This is a genomic window from Paenibacillus sp. J22P277, assembly GCF_059383675.1.
The window spans coordinates 227,121-251,176 of the sequence record NZ_JBXENS010000006.1 but is presented as its reverse complement, the minus strand read 5'-3'; the positions used below and the strand labels follow the sequence as shown (position 1 = coordinate 251,176).

Sequence of the window (24,056 nt, the reverse complement as noted above, 5' to 3'; positions counted from 1 at the left end):
CACTTAATCCACGATATTGCGGGTATAATATTCGATGATATCTTTGCGGCGAATGATGCCGAGGAAGACGCGGTCGGCGTCCACGACGGGAACGAAGTTCTGATCGGCCGCCAGCGCCAGCATATCGTCGAGATCGGCGCCGATCTCGACGCACTCGACCTTCAATCGTTTCTTGATGGAAACGACCGGAATTTCATGTATCGTATCAAAACCGAGGCCGGGCGTCGATTTCAGCTTCCACAACAAATCTCCTTCGGACAGCGTGCCGAAGTATAAGCCGTTTTCGTCCAAGATCGGAATAGCCGTATAATGGCTCGCTTCCAATTTATCCATCGCGTCTTTCATATTGGAAGTCGTTATGAGGTAAGAGACCTGGTTCTTGGGAAATAGAAACGATTGGATGTCCATTGAATCACGCTCCTTATGTATATTAAAACATATTTCGTCGCGGAGCGCATGCGAAAGCGGCATGGACATGTCTGGGAACGACGAAATGAACAACGATGCAACTTTTCTCGCGAGCCCGTCGTTGTAATGGTCGTGCACGCAATCGAAACAGACGGGCTAACCGCCCCACACGAGAGAGGTTGTTGATCATCATGAAAAAAACGAATAAACCCGGGAAGCTGCTGGCGCTAAGCCTTGCGGCAGCCATCCTGTCGTCGCCCATGGCGTTGTCTCACGCCAATCCTGCTTCAGCCGCAGCCTCCGCTTCCAAATTCACGATCATCGCGCAGCCGTTCAGCATAGAAGGCAAGCAGCAAAGCATCGGCACGATCAATAAAGACGGCTCGACCTACATTGCTTTGCGGAACTTGAATACGGCCTTGGGCCTGGTCACGAATTTCGATAAAGCTTCCCAAAAGATCGGGATTTCAGGGCATAATCGGCTGCTGGAGATCAATCTGGCCAACGACGCCATGACCCTGAACGGCCAACCGGTCGCCGGACCCCAACCGATCGTCCAAGAAAATACGACATATCTGCCGCTTCGCTTCCTGCTCGAGCGCATGGGGTATGACGTTGCCTACGAGAACGGCTCCAAATTGATCGGCCTTCACGCCATTCAAGAGAACGGGCTGCACGTGCAATCCGGCGTCATCGGCGCGGATGGGGACGGCAAGTCGTTGTCGGTATATTACCCCGTGATCTCGGGTTACGCGAATAAGGAGATCGAGCAGAAGATCAATGCGTTCTTGAAACAAGAGGCAGACAAGCATGCGGCGGCAGGATCGAAGGAAATGGACCCGGTCGTGCAAGGCAACAAACAGCTGCTGGCCGACAACCCCAAGGCGGAGGTTCGGCAGCCGAGCTTCGACGGCCGCTATACGGTAACGTATAACGAGAAGGGAAAATTGAGCCTTTACGCGGATTACGAGATATATACCGGGGGAGCGCACGGCATCACCGCGCGCGTTCCGTATACGTTCGATTTGACGACGGGCGATCTTCTCCCGCTCAAGGACGCCGTCGCAGGCAATTCGAACTATGTAGCGATCATTAACGGCGAGATCCAAAAGCAGGTCAAAAACCGGCATCTGACGCTGAATGCGCCGTTCAAGACGATCGAGGCGGACCGCGATTATTTCCTTAACCGGAACGGGCTGGTGATTTACTTCTCGCAATACGAATACACCGCGTTCGCGGACGGCATGCCGGAGTTCGTCATTCCCTATGCCGCGTTTTAAATGAATGGCACTGCATCCTTACTGAAACAAAACGAGGCTGCCGGAATACGAATCCGGCGGCCTTTTTCCGTTCATGGCGCCGGACGGCAGGCTTTGCCGGAAAAGCCGCCGGCGCGGGACCAAGCAGGCCCGGGCATGGCATAAAAACGCAAAAGGCCCATGGCGTGGGCCCTTTGCGGAAGGTCTATTGGAATGACATGCGCATGGCATGAGCTTCAAAAGATGAATTAATATCCTTTACCGTAGCCGCCGACGCCTACGCCGCCTACAGCAGGACCGTATCCGCCAGCGCCGACGCCGCCTACGCCAGGACCGTAGCCGCCGTATCCGCCGCCGTACCCGCCGCCCCAACTACCGCAGATGATGATCGCGAGCAGAATGAAGAGCACCAATATGATTCCGATATGGTTGTGTCCTCCAACAAATCCAGACATTCTATCCAGCACCTCCTTCGTTGTGAGTACTCTGTAGGTTATGTAACGGGCGGATAAAGTGCTTGGGCCTCTGCCTGGGGGGACGATTATCATTCCCGCCCGTTTGCCGGATCGGGGCATTCGCCTCGTTTTTCGTCGGAGGCCGCCGCTTTTGTTCATGTTCCGTTCATAGAAGTGCTTTACCATCCTAGGTATCAGAGAAATAGGAGGCAAAGCAATGGAACGGGAATACAAACAAGGAAACAGGCCGGGCAGCGGCGATTGGGCCGTCGAAGCGCGCGGGCTCGTCAAAACGTTCGGCGCCAACCGCGCCGTGGACGGCGTGGACCTGAACGTGCGGGCGGGCACGATCTACGGCGTCCTCGGTCCGAACGGGGCCGGCAAGACCACCACGATCCGCATGCTGGCGACGTTGCTTCGGCCGGATGCCGGTTCGGCGCGAATCTTCGGGCACGATGTCGCGAAGGAGTCGCAGATCGTGCGCCAATTGATCGGCGTCACCGGTCAGTACGCGTCGGTCGACGAGTCGCTGAGCGCTACCGAGAATTTGATCATCTTCTCGCGGCTGCTCGGGCTCGGGCGCGCGGAAGCGAGGCGAAAGTCCGCGGAGCTGCTGGAGGAATTCGGCCTGACGGAAGCGGCCAAGCGGCCGCTCAAAAACTTCTCCGGCGGCATGCGGCGCCGGCTGGATCTGGCGGCGAGCCTGATCGCGCAGCCGCCGCTCATCTTCCTCGATGAACCGACGACGGGGCTTGATCCGCGCACGCGCTCCCAGATGTGGGATACGATCCGCCGATTGGTGAACACGGGATCGACCGTCGTGCTCACGACGCAGTATCTCGAGGAGGCGGATCAGCTGGCGGACCGGATCGCGGTCATCGACCGGGGGCATGTCGTCGCCGAGGGCACGGTGGATGAACTGAAGGCATCCATCGGCACCTCGTCGCTGCATCTGACGGTGCAGCATGAAGCGGATATCGAGCGTGCTCGGCATACGATCGAAACGGTCCTGAAGGTCCAGTCCAACGTGTCGCCCGAGATCGGGAAGATTACCGCGCCGATGGCGGATGCCGATCTGGTCACCGACCTTCTGATCGCATTGCGCGAAGGCGGCGTTCGTCTGGCCGAGGTCAGCGTGCAGAAGCCGACTCTCGACGAGGTATTTCTGACGATTACCGGCCATGGCGTGGACGAGGAAGCGAAGCCGGCCTCCGCTGAAGCTGCAAGAGTAAAGGGGGAAATGGCATGAACGGCACTTCCATCAAACCGGTCGCCGAACGCGCGCTCCGCAACCGCACGAGCCTCGGCCAGACGCTGCGCAATTCGCTCACGATGGCCTATCGGGGCCTGCTGAAGATTCGGCGGACGCCCGAGCAATTGTTCGACGTGACGCTCCAGCCGATTATTTTCACCTTGATGTTCACGTACATCTTCGGCGGGGCGATCTCCGGCGACGTGCAGAGCTATCTGCCCGTCATTATCCCGGGCATACTCGTGCAGACCGTGATCACGACTTCGATCGTCACGGGCGTCCAACTGCGCGAGGACATGGACAAAGGCGTGTTCGACCGGTTCAAATCGCTGCCGATCGCGCGCATCGCGCCGCTCGCGGGCGCCTTGTTGGCGGACACCGTCCGATATACCATCGCGACCGTGCTCACGTTCTCGATGGGCTTTATCATGGGTTACCGGCCGGAGGGCGGGCTCGGGCATGTCGCGCTTGCCGCGGTGCTCGTGATTGCCTGCTCATGGGCGATCAGCTGGATCTTCGCGTTCTTCGGCGTCATCGCCCGCACGGCCTCGAGCGTGCAGGGGATCTCGATGCTCGTCCTGTTCCCGCTCACGTTCCTGTCCAACGCGTTCGTGCCGGTCGATACCATGCCCAATTGGCTGCAGTGGTTCGTGAAAATCAATCCGGTCTCGCATCTCGTCACGGCCGTTCGGGATTTGACCAACGCCGGAACGGTGGGCTGGGATCTCGGCATCTCGCTCATCGGCGCCGCCGCTATCGTGGCGATCTTCGCGCCGATCACGGTTCGGGCCTACATGCGCCGGACATAATCTCCTCGCCGCCCGAAGCCCGTTTAATCGAAATTTGGCATGCGGCAGTGATGGAACGGCTTCCCGATCATATAGTGGTAAGAGCGCGCTATAGGAATGGGAGGTCGTTTTTTCCTGAAACGGAATCGTTGGAAGATCATCGTGCTTGCGCTGGTTCTATTATTGCCATGGATGGTGCTTTCCCCCGCGGCAACGCACGCGCAGGCAAGCAAAAACGAGCTTATTATCGTCAACAAGCAAACGAACGAATTGGCGTTCTTCGCGAACGGGGAGCTGATCAAGACGTTCTCCGTCGCGACCGGCAAGACGAGCGATCTAACGCCCGAGGGCAGCTTCAAAATCGTCAATAAGATCAAAAATCGCCCGTACTACAAGGACCATATTCCGGGCGGCGATCCCAAGAATCCGCTGGGCGACCGGTGGCTGGGATTGGAAGTGAACGGGACGGAAGGCACGACGTACGCGATCCACGGCAACAACAACAGCCGTTCCATCGGCAAGTACGTCAGCGCGGGCTGCATTCGCATGAAGAACGACGAGATTCACTGGCTCTTCCCGCAGATCGAGCTCGGAACGACCGTCATCATTACGACGTCGTCGCTCGCGTTCACCGAAATCGCGGAACAGCATGCGTATCCGGTCTTGAAGACGTACGAAGGCAAGCTGCTCCTGAACGGCGAATCGATGAAGCTGGATCACGAGCTGATCGTCGCCGGCTCCAGCGTGTTTATTCCGATGCGGGACGTGTTCGAGATATTAGGGGCAGAGGTGAAGTGGGATCAAGCGACGCAGACCGTCACGGCGGTCATCGGGGACAGGACGATCAAGCACCGGCCGTTGACGGACACGGTGGAGGTCAACGGCGTGTCCGTGGACATCGCGGCCTCCAAAATCGTCGACAATACCGTCCTGCTGCCGCTGCGGAACATCTCCGAGCTGATCGGCTACCGCGTGGAATGGAACGGCAAGGCCAAGGAAATCCGAATCACGGCTTAAGCGAGAAACGACCCCGGCGCGGGTCGTTTTTTTGTTCGCCGCGAGGTGTTTGACCGCTGGCATCTTCGCCGAAGCTGTGTTAAAGTTTACTTATCAGGAAAGGAGGTGCGTCAACATTAGTATTCACATGTTGAACGCGTCCCTTACCCGGTCTGCCGTCATCTAATCAATCGTTTTCGGCAGAGGCGCGGGATGCGGATCAATGCAACAAATTAGCGCCACGGGTACCCACGTCTTCGGACGGCATAGAAGATCGCCTCGTTCGGCCCACGGCCGGACGGTCGGCGGTCTTCTTGCCGTTCGGGGGAAGTCTGCCCGTCATTCCAAACGACGTCGCCAACCAGCCCGAGCATAGCGGCAGCGCAAAACGACGCCCCCGAGCTTTCCTGGCTCAGGGGCGTCGTGCTGAGTGCGTTTCAATGAAGGATCAAGCGGGCGCTATTCGCGCTCCTTTACGTAATGGAGGCTGCGTAGATGTCCTGAATGGACTTGCCCAGCATCGCGTTGAAATCTTCGTCCGATTGCCCGGCCGTCAGTCCTTGCGATAAAGCGCGGGAGAAGCTGGCGATCAAGCCGCGGTTATGCGTCAGCTTGTCATTGGCTTCGGCTTGCGAATAGCCGCCCGACAACGCGACGACCCGCACGACATGCGGATCTTCCATCAGCTCGCGGTAAAAATCGTTTTCCGTCGGGATGGACAGCTTCAGCATGATTTTGACGTCCTTATCCAAGGCGGACAGGCGGGCGAGAATTTCGTCTTTCAACAGCTTCTCCGATGCTTCTTTATCGGCGCTATGGATATCGACCTCAGGTTCGATGATCGGCACCAGGCCTCTGGCGGCGATTTGCTTGCCAAGGGAAAACTGCTGCTCGACGACCTTTTTGATCCCGGCCGGATTGGCTTCTTTGATGACCGAGCGCATCTTCGTCCCGAAAATATGCCGGTCGACGGCCCGCGTCAGAAGCTCGTCCAATCCGGGAATGGGCTTCATGAGCTGAACGCCGTTCTCCGCGTCGGCAAGGCCTTGATCGACCTTCAGGAAAGGCACGATGCCTTTCTTGTCCCACAGATAGTCGGCGGTGTATTGACCGTCAATGGAACGATCCATCGTATTCTCGAATAAGATCGCCCCCAGGATGTGCCGGGAATCGAACGCGGGACTCTTGATGATGCGCGTTCTCATCTCGTGCACCAAGGCGTACATCTCTTCTTCGTTCGCGTAGCTGTTTTCTTGAACGCCGTACTGCAGCAGCGCTTTCGGCGTGCTTCCGCCGCTTTGGTCCAAGGCCGCTATGAAGCCTTCTCCCGTGTGGACGCGTTCCAATTGCTTCGTATTCATGGGTGTTTCTCCTTCCGATTGGTGGGCTGAATGACATCATGAATCCTTTTCATTATAGCACTTCCGTTCCGCCCGGCGCCAAGCGAACGGATATGCTATACTGCTCGCGTAGGCATGGCAAGACGAGGCAAGGATGAAATTTTGAGCTAAGGGGGCGAAGCCCGTGATAAGCGGCGCCGCGCACACGAGGGCGATCCGAGCTCCGCGGGAGCTCGCGGAATCCCCGAATCAAAGCGAGCTGAAGCTGAAAGGCCTGTCCGTGATCGAGACGTGCACGCATACCGAAGGCAAGCAGGGCTCGTTGTTCCTCGAGGACCATCTGATCCTGTGCGTGCTTCGCGGCAACTACGCCGTCCGGCACGGCAATCGGACGTATACGGTGCGCCGCAACGAGATGGTGCTGCTCAAGAAAGCCATCGTGATCGAATACGAGAAGACGGGCGAACCGGACGACGGGTATATGCTCGAATATATGATGTTTTTCTTGAAGGACGAGCTGTTGAACGATTTCGTGAAAATGGCCAAGATCCCGTCCGCCCAGCCGGCCGAGCCTGAACCGGTCTCGATTTTGCCGATGAATCGGCGTCTGCTCGCTTACGTGGAGTCGCTCCGGCCGTATTTTCACGATCGGGACGGCATCGAGGACGGTCTGGTCAGACTGAAGCTGCTGGAATTGTTGTTCGATCTGGCGCATGCCGACGAAAGCGCGATGAAGCAGCTGCTCCAGATGAAGCAGCAGACGCGCTCCACGATTGCCGCCGTCGTCGAAGAGAACGTGATGAATCCCGTCTCGTTGAACGACCTGGCGTATTTGTCCGGCCGCAGCCTGTCGAGCTTCAAACGGGAATTCCAAACGATCTACAATCTCCCGCCGTCCCAGTGGATCCGCGGCAAACGGCTGGATAAAGCGAGAGAGATGCTGCTGTTCTCCTCGTTATCGGTGACCGATGTCTGTTATGCCACGGGCTTCGAGAACGTGGCGCATTTCTCGCGCGTATTCAAGGAACGGTTCGGCGAATCCCCATCCTCGTACCGGAAGCAATTAAGCTGATTCCATCCAAAGTCTTCGTTCGGCCGGCGGCCGGGCGAAGGCTTTTTTACTTTGAGCCAAATGATCAAATTCGGTGAGCCGGGCAGCAAAGAAGCGTTTCGCGGACGATGGTATTCTTAATCCCGTAAGCCGCGTCACACCTCATACGAAGAAAGGGAGATCAGAAAATGAGCAATCCGAAAACATGGTTCATCACCGGCGTATCCAGAGGAATCGGACTTGAAATCACGAAAGCCGCCTTGGCGGCAGGCGATAAAGTCGTCGGCACGGTCCGGAGCAATCCGGAACGGCTGGCGGCGCAATTGAATCATCCGCATGCATCCATCGTCGTGCTCGACGTCACGCACGAGCAACAAGCACATGAAGCCGCCCGGCAGGCGATCGACCGCTTCGGCGGCATCGACGTGCTCGTCAACAATGCGGGCTACGGCTTGTTGAGCGCAGTGGAGGAAGCGTCGAACGAAGAAGTGAAGCGCAATTTCGACGCGAACGTGTTCGGATTGCTGAACGTGACCCGCGCGGTGCTGCCTTACATGCGGGAACGGCGTTCCGGCCACGTCATCAATCTCTCGTCGGTCGGCGGACTGTCGGGGCTCGCGGGCTGGGGCATATACGGCGCCACCAAATTCGCGGTGGAAGGCTTGACCGAAGCGATGGCGATGGAGCTCGCGCCGCTCGGCATCTTCGCGACGGCGGTCGAGCCGGGATTTTTCCGGACGGAATTTCTCGATACGTCGTCGCTCGTGCGGACCGGCAACGTCATCGCGGACTATGCGGATACGGTCGGCGAGATGAGAGGCTACGCCACGCTGGTCAATCGGAAGCAGCCCGGCGATCCGGCGAAGCTCGCGCAGGCCGTCGTCCGATTGGCGCATGCCGGGAAGCCGCCGGTGCATCTGCCGCTGGGCAACGACACGCTGGCCAGATACAGGGAGAAGACGGCCATGTTCGAGCAGGACATCGCGCAGTGGCTTGACGTTATTACCGGCACCGACCATGACGACGTGAAGCATTGACCGCGGCCGAAAATGCCTCATGAATCGGCCGCCTCCCGATAAGCAAATAATAAATAGGCATGAGACGACTTCTGATGCATCTGGGGATCAGGGGTCGTCATTTTTGTGCAGCATTTTGCTGCATGTGCTTCAGATGCGCGCCGCTCCAATCATTAATCAAGCTCAGCACCGGCTCCAGGGTGAGGCCGTGTTCGGTAAGCGAGTATTCGACCTTGGGAGGAACGACCGGGTAGATGACCCGGCTGAGGATGTCTTGCTCCTCCAACTCCCGCAGCTGCGAGGCCAGCACCTTCTTCGTGATGTTGGGGATGCCGCGCTGCATTTCGCTGAAGCGTCTGGTGCCTTGGAAGAGATGGTACAAAATGGCGAGCTTCCATTTGCCCGTGATCACTTCGAACGCCTCATTGCGCGTGCAGGACTTATAGTCGCGTTCCATCTGCGGCGCCAATCCTCTCCTGGTTACTTCATCAATACCGGGCTACATGAAAGTGCCTTCTTCCCAATTTGCGAGCCTGGGGACATAATGGACGTACGCTGCAGCGAGGGTAGAGCATATCATTACTATTCACGGGGACAGGATGGCGCATTCCTGCTTCTTGAACGGATACAACGGCATCGGATGGAATTCAGGCGAGTACAGGCTGCACTAATATATAGAAGGAAGGCGCAGATAATGGGAGATATTACACAAAACGAAAATCGTTCCGAAGCATCGGCGTTCGAGTTTGGTCTCTATACGTTCGGGGATTTGATTCCCGATCCCGGGAACGGCACGCGGATCGGCGCACAGCAGCGACTTCGGGAGATCGTGGACGCCGCCGTGCTGGCGGACGAGGCCGGGTTTGATCTGTTCGGCGTCGGGGAGCATCATACGCTGGATTTCGCCGCGATCTCGACGCCTGTCGTGTTGGCCGCGATTGCCCAAGCGACGAAGCGAATCCGGTTGACCAGCGCGACGACGGTCCTGAGCACGGTCGACCCCGTGCGTTTGTTCGAAGATTTCGCGACGGTGGACCTGCTGTCGGACGGACGCGCGGAAATCATCGCCGGCCGCGGCGCGTTCGTCGATTCGTACCCGTTGTTCGGCTACGATCTCGCCGATTACGGCCAGCTGTTCGCGGAGAAGCTCGGACTGTTCCTGAAGCTCGGCGAACGGGAACGAGTCAGCTGGAGCGGCCGCTTCCGCAGCGCGATTCATGACCTGGAGATTGCTCCGCGGCCGGTCCAGGAGCGGCTGCCGGTATGGATAGGGGTAGGCGGGACGCCCGAGAGCGCAAGGAATGCAGGCCGGCTCGGCCTTGGCATGGCGCTGGCTTTGCTAGGCGGAACGCCGGAGCGGGCAAAGCCGCTCGTCGACCTGTACCGACAAGCGGGCATGGAAGCAGGCCATGATCCGTCCGTGCTCAAAGTCGCCGTTTCCAGTCACGGGTACGTGGCGGAGACGAGCCGTCAGGCGAGCGAGGAATTTTATCCGTATTACAGCAGCTACATGAACAAGTTTCTGGGTCAGCGGACGGGAAGAAGCGCCATATCGCGCCTGGAATTCGAACATGCGGTCGGGCCCGAAACCGCGCTTGCGGTCGGCAGTCCTCAGCAGGTAATCGAGAAAATACTGCATCAGCATGAATTGTTCAGCAATACGAGGTATATCGCCCAGCTGGACGTCGGCGGCATGCCCTACGCCAAGGTCGCGAAAGCGATCGAGATGCTGGCCGTTCACGTTGCGCCGGTCGTGCGGCGCGAGTTGGCGCGTTCATAAATTTCAGTTGCAATGCGATAGATCAAGCCAAGCAGGGAAGGCTGCTTGGCTTTTTCGACGATTGACTTGCGCAAATCATAGCTTTATAATAAAAATGAACGATCGGTCTTTTTTTGTCGAGTCATCGGATTCGAGCCGCAAATCGAATCGCAAATCGAGTCAAAATTTGAAGGAGCTGAGGGACTTGAAAATCACCGAAGTATTCGCAACCGTACATATCAACGATATGGATGAGACCCTGCCATTCTATGAGCGCTTAACGGGCGCAGCCCATACCAAACGCTGGGAATCCCCCGAGCTTCGGCTTGAATTCAGCACGGTAGGCTCTTTCGTGCTTGTTGCGGGAACCGACGAAGCCTTGGCGTCCGTAACGGATATTCACAGCATTCTGTTCGTGGATTCCCTTCGGGAATTCGAGGATTTCTTCGCCGCTAACGAGGTGCCGATCCTTCGCGGCCCGCTTGCCAACCCGATCGGCACGTTGATCATCGTCAAGCATCCGGACGGGCAAACGGTGGAATATTTGCAGCCGCACGCCTGAATGACTGGCGCGTGACGAAGGACCGACACGAAACGACCGACGAGAAATAATTGTCGAACGTTGACGTTATCCGCGCAAAAAAACGGTTTTCTCCGAAGAAGGAGAAAACCGTTTTTTGCTTTGTCCGGCCGTTCGTTGGGCAATCAAGCCAGCTGGAACTGCTTGGCATACAGCCGGGCATACGAGCCGTCGCGCGCGAGCAGCTCCTCGTGCGCCCCTTGCTCGGCGATGCCGTCCTTCGTCAACACGATGATTCGCCCGGCATTTCGGATCGTGGACAGGCGATGGGCGACCACGATGGTCGTGCGTCCTTGAGCCAATGCATCCAGCGATGCCTTGACGATGCTCTCGCTTTCGTTGTCGAGGGCGCTCGTCGCTTCGTCGAAGATGAGCACGGGCGGGTTCTTCAGAAAGACGCGCGCGATGCTCAGCCGCTGCTTCTGGCCGCCCGACAGCTTGACGCCGCGCTGACCGATCTCGGACAGATAGCCGTTCGGCAGGCTCATGATGAATTCATGGGCATGGGCGCGCTTGGCCGCCGCGACGATCGCTTCGTCGCTGGCCGAGGGGTCCCCGTAACGGATATTGTCCATCACCGTTCCCGCGAACAGATACACGTCCTGCTGCACCACCCCGACGCTGCCGCGCAGCGATTGGAGCTCGAGGTGCCGGACGTTGACGCCATCGAGCAGCACCTCGCCCGACGAGGCTTCGTAGAAGCGGGGAATCAGCGAGCACAGCGTCGTTTTCCCGACGCCGGAGGGACCGACGAGCGCCACGTACTCGCCGGGCCGGACCCGCAGCGATAGATCGCGGAAGACGGGGCTTAGATGCTCCTCGTACCGGAAGGTTACGCGCCGGAATTCGATATCCCCGCGTATGTCCGTCAGCGTCCCGGCATCCGGCTCGTTCGCGATGGCCGGCCGAATGGACATGATTTCGTGAAAACGCTGAAAACCGGTGATGTCTTCCTGCAGCTGCGTGCTCATGTGCGTCAAGCGTTGAATGGGCTCGATCATATAGCCGATGTACAGCAGAAACGTGATCAGATCCGCGAGATCCAACGTTTGGCGCACGATGCCGGCGCTGCCGAACACGATCACCGTGACGGAGATGAGCTGGATGATCGTTTCGAAGCTGTTGTAAAATAACGCCTCGGCCTTGTACGTGTTCCTGCGGCTGTCGAGAAAACGGTTGTTTTCCCGATTGAACTTCTCGATCTCGACGCGTTCGCCCGCGAACGATTGGACGGTCCGGATGCCCGCGAGGCTGTCCTCGACCTGCGCGTTCACGTCGGCGATCCGTTCTTTGTTCGTCCTCATCGCCCGGTTCAGCCGTTTATTGAAATACAAGGATAACGCCCCCATCACGGGCAGAAAGCAGAACACCGCGATCGTGAGCGGCGCGTTGATCGTGAACAAGATGATGAACGCGCCGGCGAACCGGACGAAATACTTGACGTAATCCTCCGGCCCGTGATGGTACAGCTCGGATACCAGCAGCAGATCGTTCGTGATGCGGGACATGAGCTGGCCGGTCTTCTCTTTATCGTAGAAACCGAAGCTCAGCTGCTGCATATGCGCGAACAGCTCGCCGCGCAGATCGCGCTCCATGCGGGCGCCGACCAGATGCCCCTTGTAATCCACGAAGTAATTGCCGGCATTCTGAACCGCGATCAGGACGAGCATCAGCCCTCCGATCCAATAGACGCCGTGCAGCGCGACGGACAAGTCGCCGGTCAGGATGTCCTTCGTGATATGCCGGACGAGCAGCGGGAAGACGAGAGCTGCGGCGGATACGACGAAGGCGCAGGCCAAGATCGACAGAAACAAGGCCAGATAAGGTTTGTAATAAGACAGAAACTTTCTGATCGGAAAACGCATGCGCATGTGTTGCCCCTTTTCGTGTTTTTTGGACACCTGCAAGGGGGTGCGGCGTTGGATTGCTACGTTCGCGGTCCACCCTCGTATGGCTGAATGGCTGGAATCGTCGCGTTTCTCATGTTATGGCCTCCTCGTTCTTAATACCTTGTATTATAAGGGAAATCAGGCGCGGATGGGCGAAAACGGAGTCGGTTTTTCATGGGAAAGTTAAAGTTTTTCTTAAATCTGAGAAAATGTTAATCCAACTCTTGCATTTTGCCGTGTTATAATTTTGCCCAGAACGAACGTTGGAAGCATCATCCAACCAACTTGCTCTGCCGGGAGGTACGCATGACTAGAGACGGTAAGCCAGTGAGAAGATTGATGATGGCCTTGATAGTGGGATTGGTCCTGCTTTGCATCGCGCCGTTGTCCAGCGTCTCCGCGAAGGACGCTTCGGCGGCAAACGGCATCGCGATCAAAGTGAACGGGACGACGGCGAAGAAAATCGGACTTTTATTCGTATCCGAAGGCAGGCTGTACGTGCCTGTGGCCCGCATCGCCGAATTATTGGGCGCGGCGGCCAAATGGGATAAGGTCAACGAGGAATTAACCATACATACGGCGGCAAACGATACGATCGTGCTCGGAAACGGCGTTCCGGTCGTCTATTTCAACGAAGGGCGTTACCGCATGGACGCGTATCCGTTCTTGAAATCCGGCAGGCTGTATATGCCGCTGCGCCAATTGGCGGAGCTGCTGCATGCCGACATGAAGGCGAACGCGAGCCAAGACGCGATCGAGCTGACGACGGTGAAACCGGCAGTCGTCACGGCAGCCGAAGGCGTGGATGAGATCAGCAAGACCGCGGGCGGCAGCAAGACCGCTTTGCTGCAGCGGAACGATCTGGACGCCAATTCCCAGGTCAAGGCGGGAACGAAGCTCAAGGTAATCATGCCGTCGTTCATGAATAAGCCCGCCAAGCCGTTCACGGAATCGGATCTGATGCTGCTCGCGAAGATTACGATGGTGGAGGCCGGCCATGAACCGTTCGAGGGCCAGCTTGCGTTGGCGAACGTGATCTTGAACCGGGTCAAGGACCCGAAATTCCCGGATACGATTCATGACGTGATCTATTCCGGCAGGCAGTTTCCGCCGGCCTATAACGGGCTGCTCGACAAGAGCAAGCCCAATGCGTCCTCGCTGCGCGCCGCCAAGGATGCGCTGAACGGACGCAACAATATCAAGGACGCGGTGTACTTCTTTAATCCCGAGGTTTCCCGAGGTCCGTACTGGTCCAGCCTGGACGCGATCGCGACGATCGGACATCATCGGTTTGCAAGGTAAGGGAAAGACAGGGCCGGCAGGCATATAGGAAGGTCAAGGGTCAAGCGCGATAAGTGCGCTTGGCTCTTTTTTGATTTTCCATTAGAGAACGATCGGTATTATAAAAACGGCATGTATCGGCGTCATGTTTATCCGAAATGAGATACATCAGAAGGCCGTACGAAGGAATCCGGCAACCATCCAAATATTATAGTTGACTGGACGTTCTTAAATAGCGTATAGTGTGATACAGGATAAGAAGCACACGCGAATACATCGTCTGCTAGTTTAAGAACGGTTATTCTTAAACGAATAACATCGTTGGGGCATGAGAAACTAATGAAACGAATCGGGGGAGTTGAAATGACGGGCAATGCGGCAAAAGACGCCTCGAGCATGCTGACCGACGGGCTCGTTCTGTTATAGCGATCAAATTCTTTCTTGGTAAACGCAGGCGTCGAAGACCTGACATCATTCTTTTATAAAAAGGTGGGGAAACCAATGATAAAAAGCAAGCAAGCATCGATCGATGCCGGTCAAGGAACCATGAAGGAAGGTCCGGTTACCCTTCTGCTGGGATTCACGATCGTGCTCGTCATTATGAATACGATGATGTTCAATCTGGCTTTGCCGGATGTCGCCAAGGATTATCACCTGTCCGGCGCATCGACGTCCTGGATCGTCACGGGCTATTCGATCGTGTTCGCGATGGCTTCCATTACGTACAGCCGGTTATCCGACTTTATTCCGATCCGCAAGCTGTTCATCATCGGCATCTTGTCGCTTAGCCTGGCGGCGATCGCAGGCCTGTTCACCAACAGCTTCCTCATGCTGATCATCGTGCGCATTCTGCAAGCATCCGGCGCAGGCTCCATCGCGGCCCTGTCCCTGAACTTGATCTCCCGTTACGTCCCCATCGAGCGCCGCGGCAAAGCCATGGCCCTCACGATGTCTTCCATCTCGCTCGGCCTCGGCTTGGGTCCCGTCGTCGGCGGCGCGATCGTCGAATATATGGGCTGGCATTATTTATTCGGGGTAACGGCGTTGACGCTGCTGCTTATTCCGCTCTACGTGGTGCTCATACCGAAGGAAAATCCGCGCAGCGGCAACTTCGATGCCTTGGGCGCATTGTTCATCGGCGCAGGTACGACCGGATTGCTGCTCTTCCTGACGAATCATTCCTGGATCGCGCTGATTGCAGGTCTGCTGGGGCTCGTGCTGTTCAGCTTCCGCATCCGTTCGGCCAAGGATCCCTTCGTGCTCCCGGCGCTGTTCCGCAATCGTTCGTTTCTCATTCTGAGCGCGGTCGGCATCGCCGGTTATCTCAGCAGCTTCGCGACGTTGTTCCTGATGCCGCAAATCCTGGTCAAACAATACGGACTCAGCGCGATCGAAGCGGGCTTCGTGATCTTCCCGGGCTCCTTCCTGGCGATATTCGTATCCAGGCGGGCGGGCCGCATCATCGACCTGCGCGGCAACAGTACCATCATCCGCTTCGTCCCCATAGCGCTGCTCTTGTCGGTCCTGTTGTTCGCCTTGTTCCAAGGAAGCTCGTACATCGCGATTTTGCTGATCTACATTCTGATGAGCATCAGCTTCACCATCATATCGAGCAGCGTGTCGAATGAAATTTCGCGGATCCTGATCCCTGCGCAGATCGGCTCGGGTCTCGGCCTGTTCCAGCTGCTGCAATTTTTCAGCGGGGCGTTCGCCGTGGCCATGTCCGCAAGCGCGTTGACCTGGCAGAAGAATCTGCCGATCAAGCAAGCTTACACCAACATCTACTGGGGATTGGCGGTTATTGTTATTTTAGCCATCGGATGCGCGTTTATGTATCTCCGGTCTCACGTCAGAAGACAAAAAGCGCTGGCTTCCTCGCAACCGAATTGATCATTCCTGAAAGAATTCAAACAAACGCCCGGGTTTCCGGGCGTTTTTCGCGTTCACGGGGACGGATGGGCACGAGAGGCATTTATGGGCTTGACATGCAATCATACGGTTACCTATAATTCGACCATGGACAATGTATTCAAGGCGCTGGCCGATACCAGCCGCAGGTTATTGCTCGATCAGCTTTATCTGAAGAACGGTCAAACGTTAAACGAGCTATGCGGGCATCTCAGCATGTCGCGGCAAGCGGTGACCAAGCATCTGACGATATTGGAAGAAGCGGATCTGGTCGTCGTCTCATGGCGCGGGCGGGAGAAGCTGCACTACTTGAATCCCGTGCCGATCGACGAGATCTCCCGCCGATGGATTCGCAAGTACGAGCAGCATAGGCTGGATGCGATCCACGAGCTCCGAAGAAAGCTGGAGGATGATTCCCGCAGCTGATTCCGTACCTCGTTACCGGACCTGCCGCTGCCTTCCAACCCGTGAAACGGCTCGCACGCAGCCGGTTTCCGTACGCAGTCGAACGACCGCAACGCAAAAAACACGCCGGTTCGGCGTGTTTTTTGCGTTTGCTCGCGCTAAGCGGCGACGTCGCGCTTCGTGAACAGCAGCCAAGCCACGAATTGGAAGACGACGTAATACCCGGCGAGCATCAGGATGGAGAATGACAGCGTCATTTCCGGCCGAAGCGGCGAAGCTCCCGCCAAGTACTGCGTCAGGTCGATATTGGAGAAGAGCAGGTATTTCACCCAGCCGTAGCCGCTCAGCAGGGCGGAGAGCGAATTGCCGACCAGCATGAACAGCAGCGAGAAGGCGATCGCCATCGAGGAGCTGCGGAACGCGGCCGAGATCATGAAGGCCATCGTGACGTACATCAACAGCGAGATCACGGCGAAGCCGTATTTCTGGAGCGCGTCCGCGATCATCGAGCTCTCGTGGATGGCGCCGTTCGCGGCGATCGACAGCTCGGGACGGGTCAAGCCGCCGAAGCCCTCGAGAATGCCGCCCGCGCCGAAGGCGGCCGCGAAGGACAGCAGGAGCAGCAGCAGCGCGAAGCCCATCGTGGCGATATATTTGCTCAGCATGATTTTCGATCGCGAAGCGGGCCCGACGAGTAGCAGCTTGATCGTGCCCCAGGAGAATTCCGCGGCGATCATGTCCGCGGCGATGATGACCGTCAGGATGGTGACGAGAATGATCAAGGACGCCGAGGTATTCACGTAATTCCACAGCGACAGCTCGTTTGGATCGATGTCATGGTCCAGGTAATACGCGTTGAGCTTGATGCGGTTGCCGATATCCGTTTTCTCGTCCGCGTCGAGCTTTTTGTTGTCTTGGAGTTCTTGCTGCAGCTGGCCGTTCTGCTGCGAGAGGCTCTGCTGCCAATCGGTATGGTCGTCGTTGCCCGTATCCCATTTCATCAAGCCGCTCATCAGCCCGATCGCGAGGATGAGGAAGGCGATCATGAGCCAGGTGCGGGGGCGCCGATAGATTTTCATGTTTTCGTTGCGGATCAATTTTCCGAGACTAGACAACCATCTCACCTCCCGTGATTTCGAGGAATTGCTCTTCCAGCGATTTCTGCACCGCATGAATGCCGAGCACGTCGATCTCGGCGCTGACGAGCAGCCGCGCGATATGGGGAACGGCGGATTTGTCCGCCGTCAGTTCGAGCTGGCCGATGCCGGATATGGTCAGCAAAGACGGATCGAACGCGGAAGCGAGCAGGCGCTGGGCCGCGGGCAGGTCGCCGGCCTCGATCACGATCTTGGACTGCGCCGAGTCGCGCGTTTCCTGCAAGGAACGGATATCCACGAGCTTGCCGGCTTGGATGATGGCGACGCGATCGCACATCAGCTCCATCTCGGACAGCAGATGCGAAGAGACGATGACGGAGATGCCTTCTTCCTTCGTAAGCTTGCGCAGATAGTCGCGCAGCTCGCGGATGCCCGCGGGATCGAGGCCGTTGGTCGGCTCGTCGAGGATGAGCAGGGAAGGGCGATGCAGGATCGCCTGGGCGACGCCGAGCCGTTGGCGCATGCCGAGCGAGTAGCGTTTGACTTTCTCGTGAATCCGGTTCTGCAGCCCCAGCAGCGCGACGACCTCGTTGATCCGCGCTTTCGTGACGCCTTCGTGCCGGCGCGCGAAGTGGACCAGGTTCTGGTAGCCGGTGAGGAATTTGTACATCTCCGGATTCTCGACGATCGCCCCGACATGGGTCATCGCGAGCTCGAAGTGATGGCGGACGGAGACGCCCTTGATGAGCGCTTCGCCTCTCGACATCGAGATCAACCCGACGATCATCCGGATCGTCGTCGTTTTGCCCGCGCCGTTCGGTCCGAGGAATCCGAACACTTCCCCGGCGGGAATATCAAAGGTCAGGTCATCGACGATATTGCGCCTGCCGATGGTTTTGGTTAAGTTGCGCAGCTGAAGGACCGGGTCTGACATGACGGATAAAACCTCCTGAATTCGTTCTCTCGTTGAACTATACCGGATGTGTTCCCATGGAAAAACCGTCCTGCGTTGTGGTTTCTTCCCCGGCTTTGGTCGGGGATGCGCCGCCCGAGTCCCCGCTGCACGACCAAAAAGTCCGCGAACCGGTTCGCGGACTTTTCGGTATGCATGACCCTCCCTGCGCGCGTCATAGCGCTTGGCGCCGTGCGCCTGGACGCTGCGCGAAAGCTACTTGATCAGCTCGATGAACTTGCTCGCCGCGCTCGACAGCGGCATGTTGCGCATGATCATGAATCCCACCTGGGACGGCGGCATGTTGACGTCCAGCTGGATTTCGAAGAGGGAGCCCTCTTCGAGCTCTTTGGAGACGAATTCCCGGGTGACATAAGAGATGCCGAGCCCTTTCCGCGCGAATTCGATCAGCAGGTCGACGCTGCCGACCTCGATTTCCGGCTTGATCTCGTAGCCGTAGCTTTGGAACAATTCCGTGATCGCCACCCGGACCCGGCTGTTGCGCGAGAACAGGATGATGGGGTATTCGAGCAGCAGCTCCATCGACATCACCACGCCCTTCAGCTCGGCATAACGGCTTCCGGCCACGAAGCAATCCTGCAGCTGAATGCCCTTCATCACTTCCAGCTGGTCGTCGACGATCGGCATGCGCACGACGCCGATGTCGATGCGGCCTTCCTTGAGGAACGAGATGGTTTCCGGCGTCGTGCCGTGGTTCAGATGCAGCTTGATGCCGGGATGCTTCTCGTGATAATCCTCCAGAAACGGCAGCAGGTAATGCTTGAACAGCGAATCGCTGCCGCCGATGCGCAGCTCGCCGCTGGCGAGGTTTTTGAGCGCGGCCATTTTCTCTTCCGCGATCGAGATCAAGATCTGGGACTTTTCGATGTAAGAATAGAGGATCGCGCCTTCCTGGGTCAGCGACACGCCTTTGGAATTCCGGTAAAACAACGTCAGCCCGAAGCTGTCCTCCAACTGCTTGATGGCATGGCTGACGCTCGGCTGGGTCAAGTACAGCGCCTTGGCGGCCTGCGTCAAGCTGCCGGTCTTCCCGGCCCAATAAAAAACCTTGTACAACTCGAAATTGTTGGTCATAGACGTGGTCTATAGCTCCTGTGAAATATATGTATTACTTGTATAGGTCATATTCGTATTATAGTTGAACCAAGAAAGAGATGCCAGAGCTGAACAATAGCCCTGTCGGAAGGAGAAACGAAAATGGAAGCAACCACGTTTATCTTGTTCGGAGCCACGGGAGATTTGGCGAAACGCAAAATCTACCCTGCCTTGTATAATTTGTACCTCGACGGAAAGCTGCCGCAAGCCTTCTCCGTGTTCGGTCTCGGAAGAAGAGAACTGACGGGCGAGACTTTCCGCGCGAACGTCGAGCAATCCCTCCGTAACTTCTCCAGACGCGAAGCGAACGATACCGCGTCCGTTCAGAAATTTTTGGACGCGTTCCGCTACAGCGTGCTGGACATCGGCCGCACGGAAGATTATCTCAAGCTGCTGCGGCTCGTCGAACAGCGCGAGCAAGAACTCGGCGCCGCGCCGAACCGGATGTTCTACTTGTCCGTCGGACCGGAATTCTTCGAGACGATCGCGGACAACATCAAAGCCAGCGGGCTTGGTTCCGCGGACGGCTGGAAACGCCTGATGATCGAGAAACCGTTCGGCCACGATTTGCAATCCGCCCGCGATTTGAACCGGAATTTGAGCAGAGCGTTCGAGGAGGATGAAGTGTTCCGCATCGATCATTACCTCGGCAAGCCGATGGTGCAGAAGCTCGAGATTTTGCAATCGTCCAATCCGGTTCTTCAAACGCTGTGGACCAACCGCCACATCGCCAACGTGCAGATTACGGCGAACGAAACGGTCGGCGTCGAAGAACGGGCCGGGTACTACGATCACGTGGGCGCCGTCAGGGACATGTTCCAGAACCATATGCTGCAGCTGCTCATGATGCTGGCAATCCACCTGCCGAACAATCACAGCACCTCAGACGAGGTGCGCACGAAGAAGAGAAAGGTCATGGAAGCCCTCATGCCGCTGCTGAAAGAAGACGTCGCGCGCAGCATCATCCGCGGACAGTACGCGGAAGGCGAGATCAACGGCCAACCGGTCGTCGGCTACACGTCCGAGCCGGGCATCGCCGAGAACTCGGCGAACGATACGTTCATCGCCGCCAAGCTGGAGATCGACGACTACTTCTGGCGCGGCGTGCCGTTCTACATTCGGACCGGCAAACGGATGAAGGAAAAATCGACGCGCATCGTCATCGAATTCAAGGAACCGCTGAACCAGCACGCGTTGACGGACGAGGAGAGCCGGGTGCCGAACCTGCTCGTGTTCGAGATCAGTCCGAACGAAGGCATCACGCTGCAGCTGAACACGCGGGACCCGCTGCATAAAGGCGAGTTCAAACCGATGCACATCGACTTCCACACGAGCCAGGAAGACGTGCCGGAAGCGTACGAGAATTTGATCTACGATGCCTTGAACGGCGATCCGACGTTCTTCGCGCATTGGGACGAAGTCGAGCTCGCCTGGAAATGGGTGCAGCCGGTCCTGGACGCGTTCCAAGAAAATCTCGTGCCGCTTCGCACGTATGCGGCAGGCTCCTACGGTCCCGTCGAATCCGACGAGCTGCTGGAGAGAGACGGATTCCGTTGGCGCTTCGATTCCAAGCACGAACAACAAGAAAAGAAAGAAGGAACCCACTATGCCTATCACGTCAACCATTGATCAACTCGCGATCGATACGATCCGCACCTTGTCCATCGATGCCATCAACAGCGCCAATTCAGGCCATCCGGGCCTGCCGATGGGAGCGGCGCCGATGGCGTACGCGCTCTGGTCCGGCCAGCTGAACCACAATCCCGGCCATGCCAAATGGTTCAACCGCGACCGCTTCGTCCTCTCCGCGGGCCACGGCTCGGCATTGCTTTACAGCCTGCTGCATCTGTCGGGCTACCAAGTATCGCTTGACGATCTCAAGCAATTCCGCAAGCTGAACAGCAAGACGCCGGGACATCCGGAATACGGACACACGGACGGCGTCGACGCCACGACCGGACCGCTGGGCCAAGGCATCGCGATGGCGGTCGGCATGGCCATGGCGGAAGCGCATCTGGCTTCCAAGTACAATCAAGAGAACTTTCCGGTCGTCGATCACTTCACTTACGCGCTCGTCGGCGACGGCTGCTTGATGGAAGGGATCTCGTACGAGGCGATGTCGATGGCGGGCCATATGAAGCTCGGCAAGCTGGTCGTCCTGTACGATTCCAACGATATCTCCTTGGACGGCGAGCTGAACCTCAGCTTCGGGGAAAATATCCAGAAACGCGCGGAATCGGCGCACTGGCAGTATCTGCGGGTAGAGGACGGCAACGACATCGCCCAGATCGGCCAAGCGATCGCGGCGGCGAAGCAAAACGCCGACCAGCCGACGCTGATCGAAGTCCGGACGATCATCGGCTACGGCAGCAAAGTGGCCGGCTCGAACAAAGCGCACGGCGCTCCGCTCGGCAAAGAAGAAGCCAAGGCGACCAAAGCCGTATACGGCTGGCAATATGAAGAAGAGTTCACCGTGCCGGCGGAAGTCAGAGCGCATTTCGAGCAATTGAAGCAACAAGGCGCGGCCAAAGAAGCGGAATGGAACGACCTTCTGGTCGCCTATTATGCGAAGCATCCTTCGCTCGGCAAGGAATTGGCGCAGGTCATCGACGGCAAGGTCGCGATCGAAGCCAAGGACGTACTGACCTTCGACCCGGCCAAAACCGTATCGACGCGCATCGCGAGCGGCAACGCCATCAACCATTACGTGAAGCTCGTGCCTTCGATCTTCGGAGGCAGCGCGGATCTGTCGCATTCGACGATGACGGAGATCAACGGCGAGCAGACGTTTGCCGTCGAATCCTACGCAGGCCGCAACGTTTACTTCGGCGTCCGCGAGCATGCGATGGGCGCGGCCGGCAACGGCATGGCCCTGCACGGCGGCGTGAAGCCGTTCGTCAGCACCTTCTTCGTATTCAGCGATTACCTGCGCCCGTCGATTCGCCTCGCCGCGCTGCAGAAGCTGCCCGTCACGTACGTGTTCACCCATGATTCCATCGCGGTCGGCGAAGACGGACCGACGCATGAGCCGGTCGAGCATCTGGCTGCGCTGCGTACGATTCCGGGCCTGACGGTCATCCGGCCGACGGACGCCAACGAGACGGCAAGCGCATGGGCATACGCCCTGCAGCAAAACGACGGTCCGGTCGCCCTGGTGCTGAGCCGCCAGAACCTGCCGGTATACGACACGACGGCGGGCAACGTCGCCGACGTGGCGAAAGGCGCATACGTACTGGCGGAAACGAACGACAAGCCGGATGTCATCCTGATCGCGACGGGCTCCGAAGTGTCGCTCGCAACGGGCGCCAAAGCGGAACTGGAAAAGGATAATCTGTCCGTGCGCGTGGTGGCCATGCCGAGCAGAGAGTTGTTCAACCGTCAATCCGCGGCATATCAGGAATCGGTGCTTCCGGCTTCCGTAACGAAGCGTCTGGCGATCGAAGCCGGCATCTCGCTTGGCTGGGAGCGATTCACGGGACCAAGCGGCAGCATCCTGTCGATCGATACGTTCGGCGCGTCGGGACCTGGCGGCGAAGTGCTCGAGTACTTCGGCTTCTCGGTGAACAACGTGGTTCGTTTGGCGAAGGAATTGCTGAACTAAACCGCCTTCCAGATCGTACGGGCACGGCAGCGCGGGCGGGACGTGTCATCTAGGGACGATTGGACTTGCGTTCGCCGGCGGGGGGCCGGGAGCGCGGCGTTCCTCCCGCTCTGCCGGATCTCGTGCGACTCTGGAGCGCGTTTCATATAGCAAGTTAACAAAATCAATGCAACCCAAAAAACGGAGGTAATGAACATGAAATTTTTCATCGATACCGCAAACTTGGAAGACATCAAAAAGGCGTATAAAGTAGGCGTTCTGTCCGGCGTCACGACGAACCCGTCCCTGGTGGCCAAAGAAGGCGTGAAATTCGAAGACCGCATCGCCGAGATTCTCCGCGAAGTGCCTGAAGTCGAATCCGTATCGGCCGAAGTGACGCCGGATGCGGTGACGGCCGACGAGATGATCGCGCAAGCCGACGAGCTCATTAAGATCAATAATTACGACAAGAACATCACCATCAAGCTGCCGATGACGCTGGCCGGCCTGGAAGCCTGCCGCTACCTGACCAAGAAAGGCGTCAAAACGAACGTGACGCTGATCTTCACGGTCAACCAGGCGCTGCTCGCCGCCCGTGCCGGCGCGACTTACGTCTCGCCGTTCCTTGGCCGCTTGGACGACATCTCGGAGGACGGCGTGCAGCTCGTCGCGAAAGTCGCCGAATTGTTCCGCACGCATAACCTGAACGCCCAAATCATCGCGGCATCGGTTCGCCACCCCGACCACGTGACGCGCGTGGCGATGGCCGGCGCGCATATCGCCACGATTCCGTTCTCGGTCATCGAGCAGATCTCCAAGCATCCGCTCACGGATCAAGGCATGGAGAAATTCGCCGCCGACTGGAAGAAAACCGCGCTTTAATACCGCATCACGCTTTCATACAGAGAGACAAACGGATAGAAG

Annotated in this window: 22 protein-coding genes; 14 read left to right on the top strand and 8 right to left on the bottom strand. The window is 57.7% G+C overall.

What is annotated here, in order from left to right; translation table 11 throughout:
- Positions 1-3: 3 nt before the first annotated feature.
- Complete coding sequence (locus AC50YL_RS22055) at positions 4-408, bottom strand: CBS domain-containing protein (RefSeq protein ID WP_494834764.1); 405 nt, start codon at positions 406-408, stop codon at positions 4-6.
- 191 nt (positions 409-599) lie between these two features.
- On the opposite strand from AC50YL_RS22055, the gene AC50YL_RS22050 reads away from it, so the two are divergent.
- Entirely contained in the window at positions 600-1,688 is a 1,089-nt protein-coding gene (locus tag AC50YL_RS22050; RefSeq protein WP_494834763.1) for a PdaC/SigV domain-containing protein, read from the top strand.
- A 227-nt stretch (positions 1,689-1,915) separates the two neighbouring features.
- Here AC50YL_RS22050 and AC50YL_RS22045 read toward each other — a convergent pair whose 3' ends face one another.
- Complete coding sequence (locus AC50YL_RS22045) at positions 1,916-2,122, bottom strand: hypothetical protein (protein ID WP_494834762.1); 207 nt, start codon at positions 2,120-2,122, stop codon at positions 1,916-1,918.
- Positions 2,123-2,339: 217 nt separating this feature from the next.
- On the opposite strand from AC50YL_RS22045, the gene AC50YL_RS22040 reads away from it, so the two are divergent.
- The 3 genes from AC50YL_RS22040 to AC50YL_RS22030 all read left to right on the top strand — a co-directional run bounded on the left by AC50YL_RS22040 (position 2,340) and on the right by AC50YL_RS22030 (position 5,179).
- Positions 2,340-3,371: an ATP-binding cassette domain-containing protein gene (locus AC50YL_RS22040; protein ID WP_494834761.1), complete on the top strand. Its 1,032-nt coding sequence runs from the start codon at positions 2,340-2,342 to the stop codon at positions 3,369-3,371.
- Positions 3,368-4,183: an ABC transporter permease gene (locus AC50YL_RS22035; RefSeq protein WP_494834759.1), complete on the top strand. Its 816-nt coding sequence runs from the start codon at positions 3,368-3,370 to the stop codon at positions 4,181-4,183. The genes AC50YL_RS22040 and AC50YL_RS22035 overlap by 4 nt, the downstream gene beginning before the upstream one ends.
- A 96-nt stretch (positions 4,184-4,279) precedes the next feature.
- The gene (locus tag AC50YL_RS22030; protein ID WP_494834758.1) at positions 4,280-5,179 is read left to right on the top strand and encodes a L,D-transpeptidase family protein; all 900 of its coding nucleotides are present in this window, start codon (positions 4,280-4,282) and stop codon (positions 5,177-5,179) included.
- 452 nt (positions 5,180-5,631) lie between these two features.
- Here AC50YL_RS22030 and AC50YL_RS22025 read toward each other — a convergent pair whose 3' ends face one another.
- Entirely contained in the window at positions 5,632-6,519 is an 888-nt protein-coding gene (locus tag AC50YL_RS22025) for a fructose bisphosphate aldolase (RefSeq protein WP_494834757.1), read from the bottom strand.
- A 163-nt stretch (positions 6,520-6,682) separates the two neighbouring features.
- On the opposite strand from AC50YL_RS22025, the gene AC50YL_RS22020 reads away from it, so the two are divergent.
- Together AC50YL_RS22020 and AC50YL_RS22015 are read left to right on the top strand one after the other, a co-directional pair.
- Positions 6,683-7,570, top strand: a complete 888-nt coding sequence (locus AC50YL_RS22020; RefSeq protein ID WP_494834756.1) for a helix-turn-helix domain-containing protein — start codon at positions 6,683-6,685, stop codon at positions 7,568-7,570.
- 167 nt (positions 7,571-7,737) lie between these two features.
- Entirely contained in the window at positions 7,738-8,586 is an 849-nt protein-coding gene (locus AC50YL_RS22015; protein WP_494834755.1) for an oxidoreductase, read from the top strand.
- A gap of 97 nt (positions 8,587-8,683) precedes the next feature.
- Here the strand turns inward: AC50YL_RS22015 and AC50YL_RS22010 are convergent, their stop codons facing one another.
- Positions 8,684-9,022, bottom strand: a complete 339-nt coding sequence (locus tag AC50YL_RS22010) for a winged helix-turn-helix transcriptional regulator (RefSeq protein ID WP_494834753.1) — start codon at positions 9,020-9,022, stop codon at positions 8,684-8,686.
- A gap of 237 nt (positions 9,023-9,259) precedes the next feature.
- Between AC50YL_RS22010 and AC50YL_RS22005 the strand changes: the two genes are divergently transcribed.
- The gene (locus AC50YL_RS22005) at positions 9,260-10,345 is read left to right on the top strand and encodes an LLM class flavin-dependent oxidoreductase (protein WP_494834752.1); all 1,086 of its coding nucleotides are present in this window, start codon (positions 9,260-9,262) and stop codon (positions 10,343-10,345) included.
- 184 nt (positions 10,346-10,529) lie between these two features.
- Complete coding sequence (locus AC50YL_RS22000; protein WP_494834750.1) at positions 10,530-10,886, top strand: VOC family protein; 357 nt, start codon at positions 10,530-10,532, stop codon at positions 10,884-10,886.
- 143 nt (positions 10,887-11,029) lie between these two features.
- Here AC50YL_RS22000 and AC50YL_RS21995 read toward each other — a convergent pair whose 3' ends face one another.
- On the bottom strand, positions 11,030-12,769 hold the full coding sequence (locus AC50YL_RS21995) for an ABC transporter ATP-binding protein (protein WP_494834749.1): 1,740 nt from the start codon (positions 12,767-12,769) through the stop codon (positions 11,030-11,032).
- Between the two features lie 330 nt (positions 12,770-13,099).
- Here AC50YL_RS21995 and AC50YL_RS21990 point away from each other — a divergent pair, with 330 nt between their 5' ends.
- The 3 genes from AC50YL_RS21990 (at position 13,100) to AC50YL_RS21980 (ending at position 16,408) form a co-directional block, all read left to right on the top strand.
- Complete coding sequence (locus AC50YL_RS21990; RefSeq protein WP_494834748.1) at positions 13,100-14,095, top strand: cell wall hydrolase; 996 nt, start codon at positions 13,100-13,102, stop codon at positions 14,093-14,095.
- A 480-nt stretch (positions 14,096-14,575) separates the two neighbouring features.
- Positions 14,576-15,964 carry an MFS transporter gene (locus tag AC50YL_RS21985; RefSeq protein WP_494834746.1) on the top strand — a complete coding sequence of 463 codons (1,389 nt, stop codon included), beginning with the start codon at positions 14,576-14,578 and terminating at the stop codon, positions 15,962-15,964.
- A gap of 84 nt (positions 15,965-16,048) precedes the next feature.
- Positions 16,049-16,408 carry an ArsR/SmtB family transcription factor gene (locus tag AC50YL_RS21980; protein WP_494834744.1) on the top strand — a complete coding sequence of 120 codons (360 nt, stop codon included), beginning with the start codon at positions 16,049-16,051 and terminating at the stop codon, positions 16,406-16,408.
- Between the two features lie 137 nt (positions 16,409-16,545).
- Here AC50YL_RS21980 and AC50YL_RS21975 read toward each other — a convergent pair whose 3' ends face one another.
- From AC50YL_RS21975 to AC50YL_RS21965, 3 genes are all read right to left on the bottom strand, one after another.
- Positions 16,546-17,502, bottom strand: a complete 957-nt coding sequence (locus AC50YL_RS21975; protein ID WP_494834743.1) for an ABC transporter permease — start codon at positions 17,500-17,502, stop codon at positions 16,546-16,548.
- Positions 17,495-18,418: an ABC transporter ATP-binding protein gene (locus AC50YL_RS21970; protein WP_494834742.1), complete on the bottom strand. Its 924-nt coding sequence runs from the start codon at positions 18,416-18,418 to the stop codon at positions 17,495-17,497. The genes AC50YL_RS21975 and AC50YL_RS21970 overlap by 8 nt, the downstream gene beginning before the upstream one ends.
- 234 nt (positions 18,419-18,652) lie before the next feature.
- A complete protein-coding gene (locus AC50YL_RS21965; RefSeq protein WP_494834740.1) occupies positions 18,653-19,531 on the bottom strand; it encodes a LysR family transcriptional regulator in 879 nt (292 codons plus the stop codon).
- A gap of 123 nt (positions 19,532-19,654) precedes the next feature.
- On the opposite strand from AC50YL_RS21965, the gene zwf reads away from it, so the two are divergent.
- The 3 genes from zwf to fsa all read left to right on the top strand — a co-directional run bounded on the left by zwf (position 19,655) and on the right by fsa (position 24,014).
- A complete protein-coding gene (gene zwf, locus AC50YL_RS21960; protein WP_494834738.1) occupies positions 19,655-21,181 on the top strand; it encodes a glucose-6-phosphate dehydrogenase in 1,527 nt (508 codons plus the stop codon).
- On the top strand, positions 21,165-23,153 hold the full coding sequence (gene tkt / locus AC50YL_RS21955; RefSeq protein ID WP_494835272.1) for a transketolase: 1,989 nt from the start codon (positions 21,165-21,167) through the stop codon (positions 23,151-23,153). Before zwf ends, tkt begins: the two co-directional genes overlap by 17 nt.
- Positions 23,154-23,348: 195 nt before the next feature.
- Entirely contained in the window at positions 23,349-24,014 is a 666-nt protein-coding gene (fsa, locus tag AC50YL_RS21950; RefSeq protein WP_494834736.1) for a fructose-6-phosphate aldolase, read from the top strand.
- Positions 24,015-24,056 lie beyond the last annotated feature (42 nt).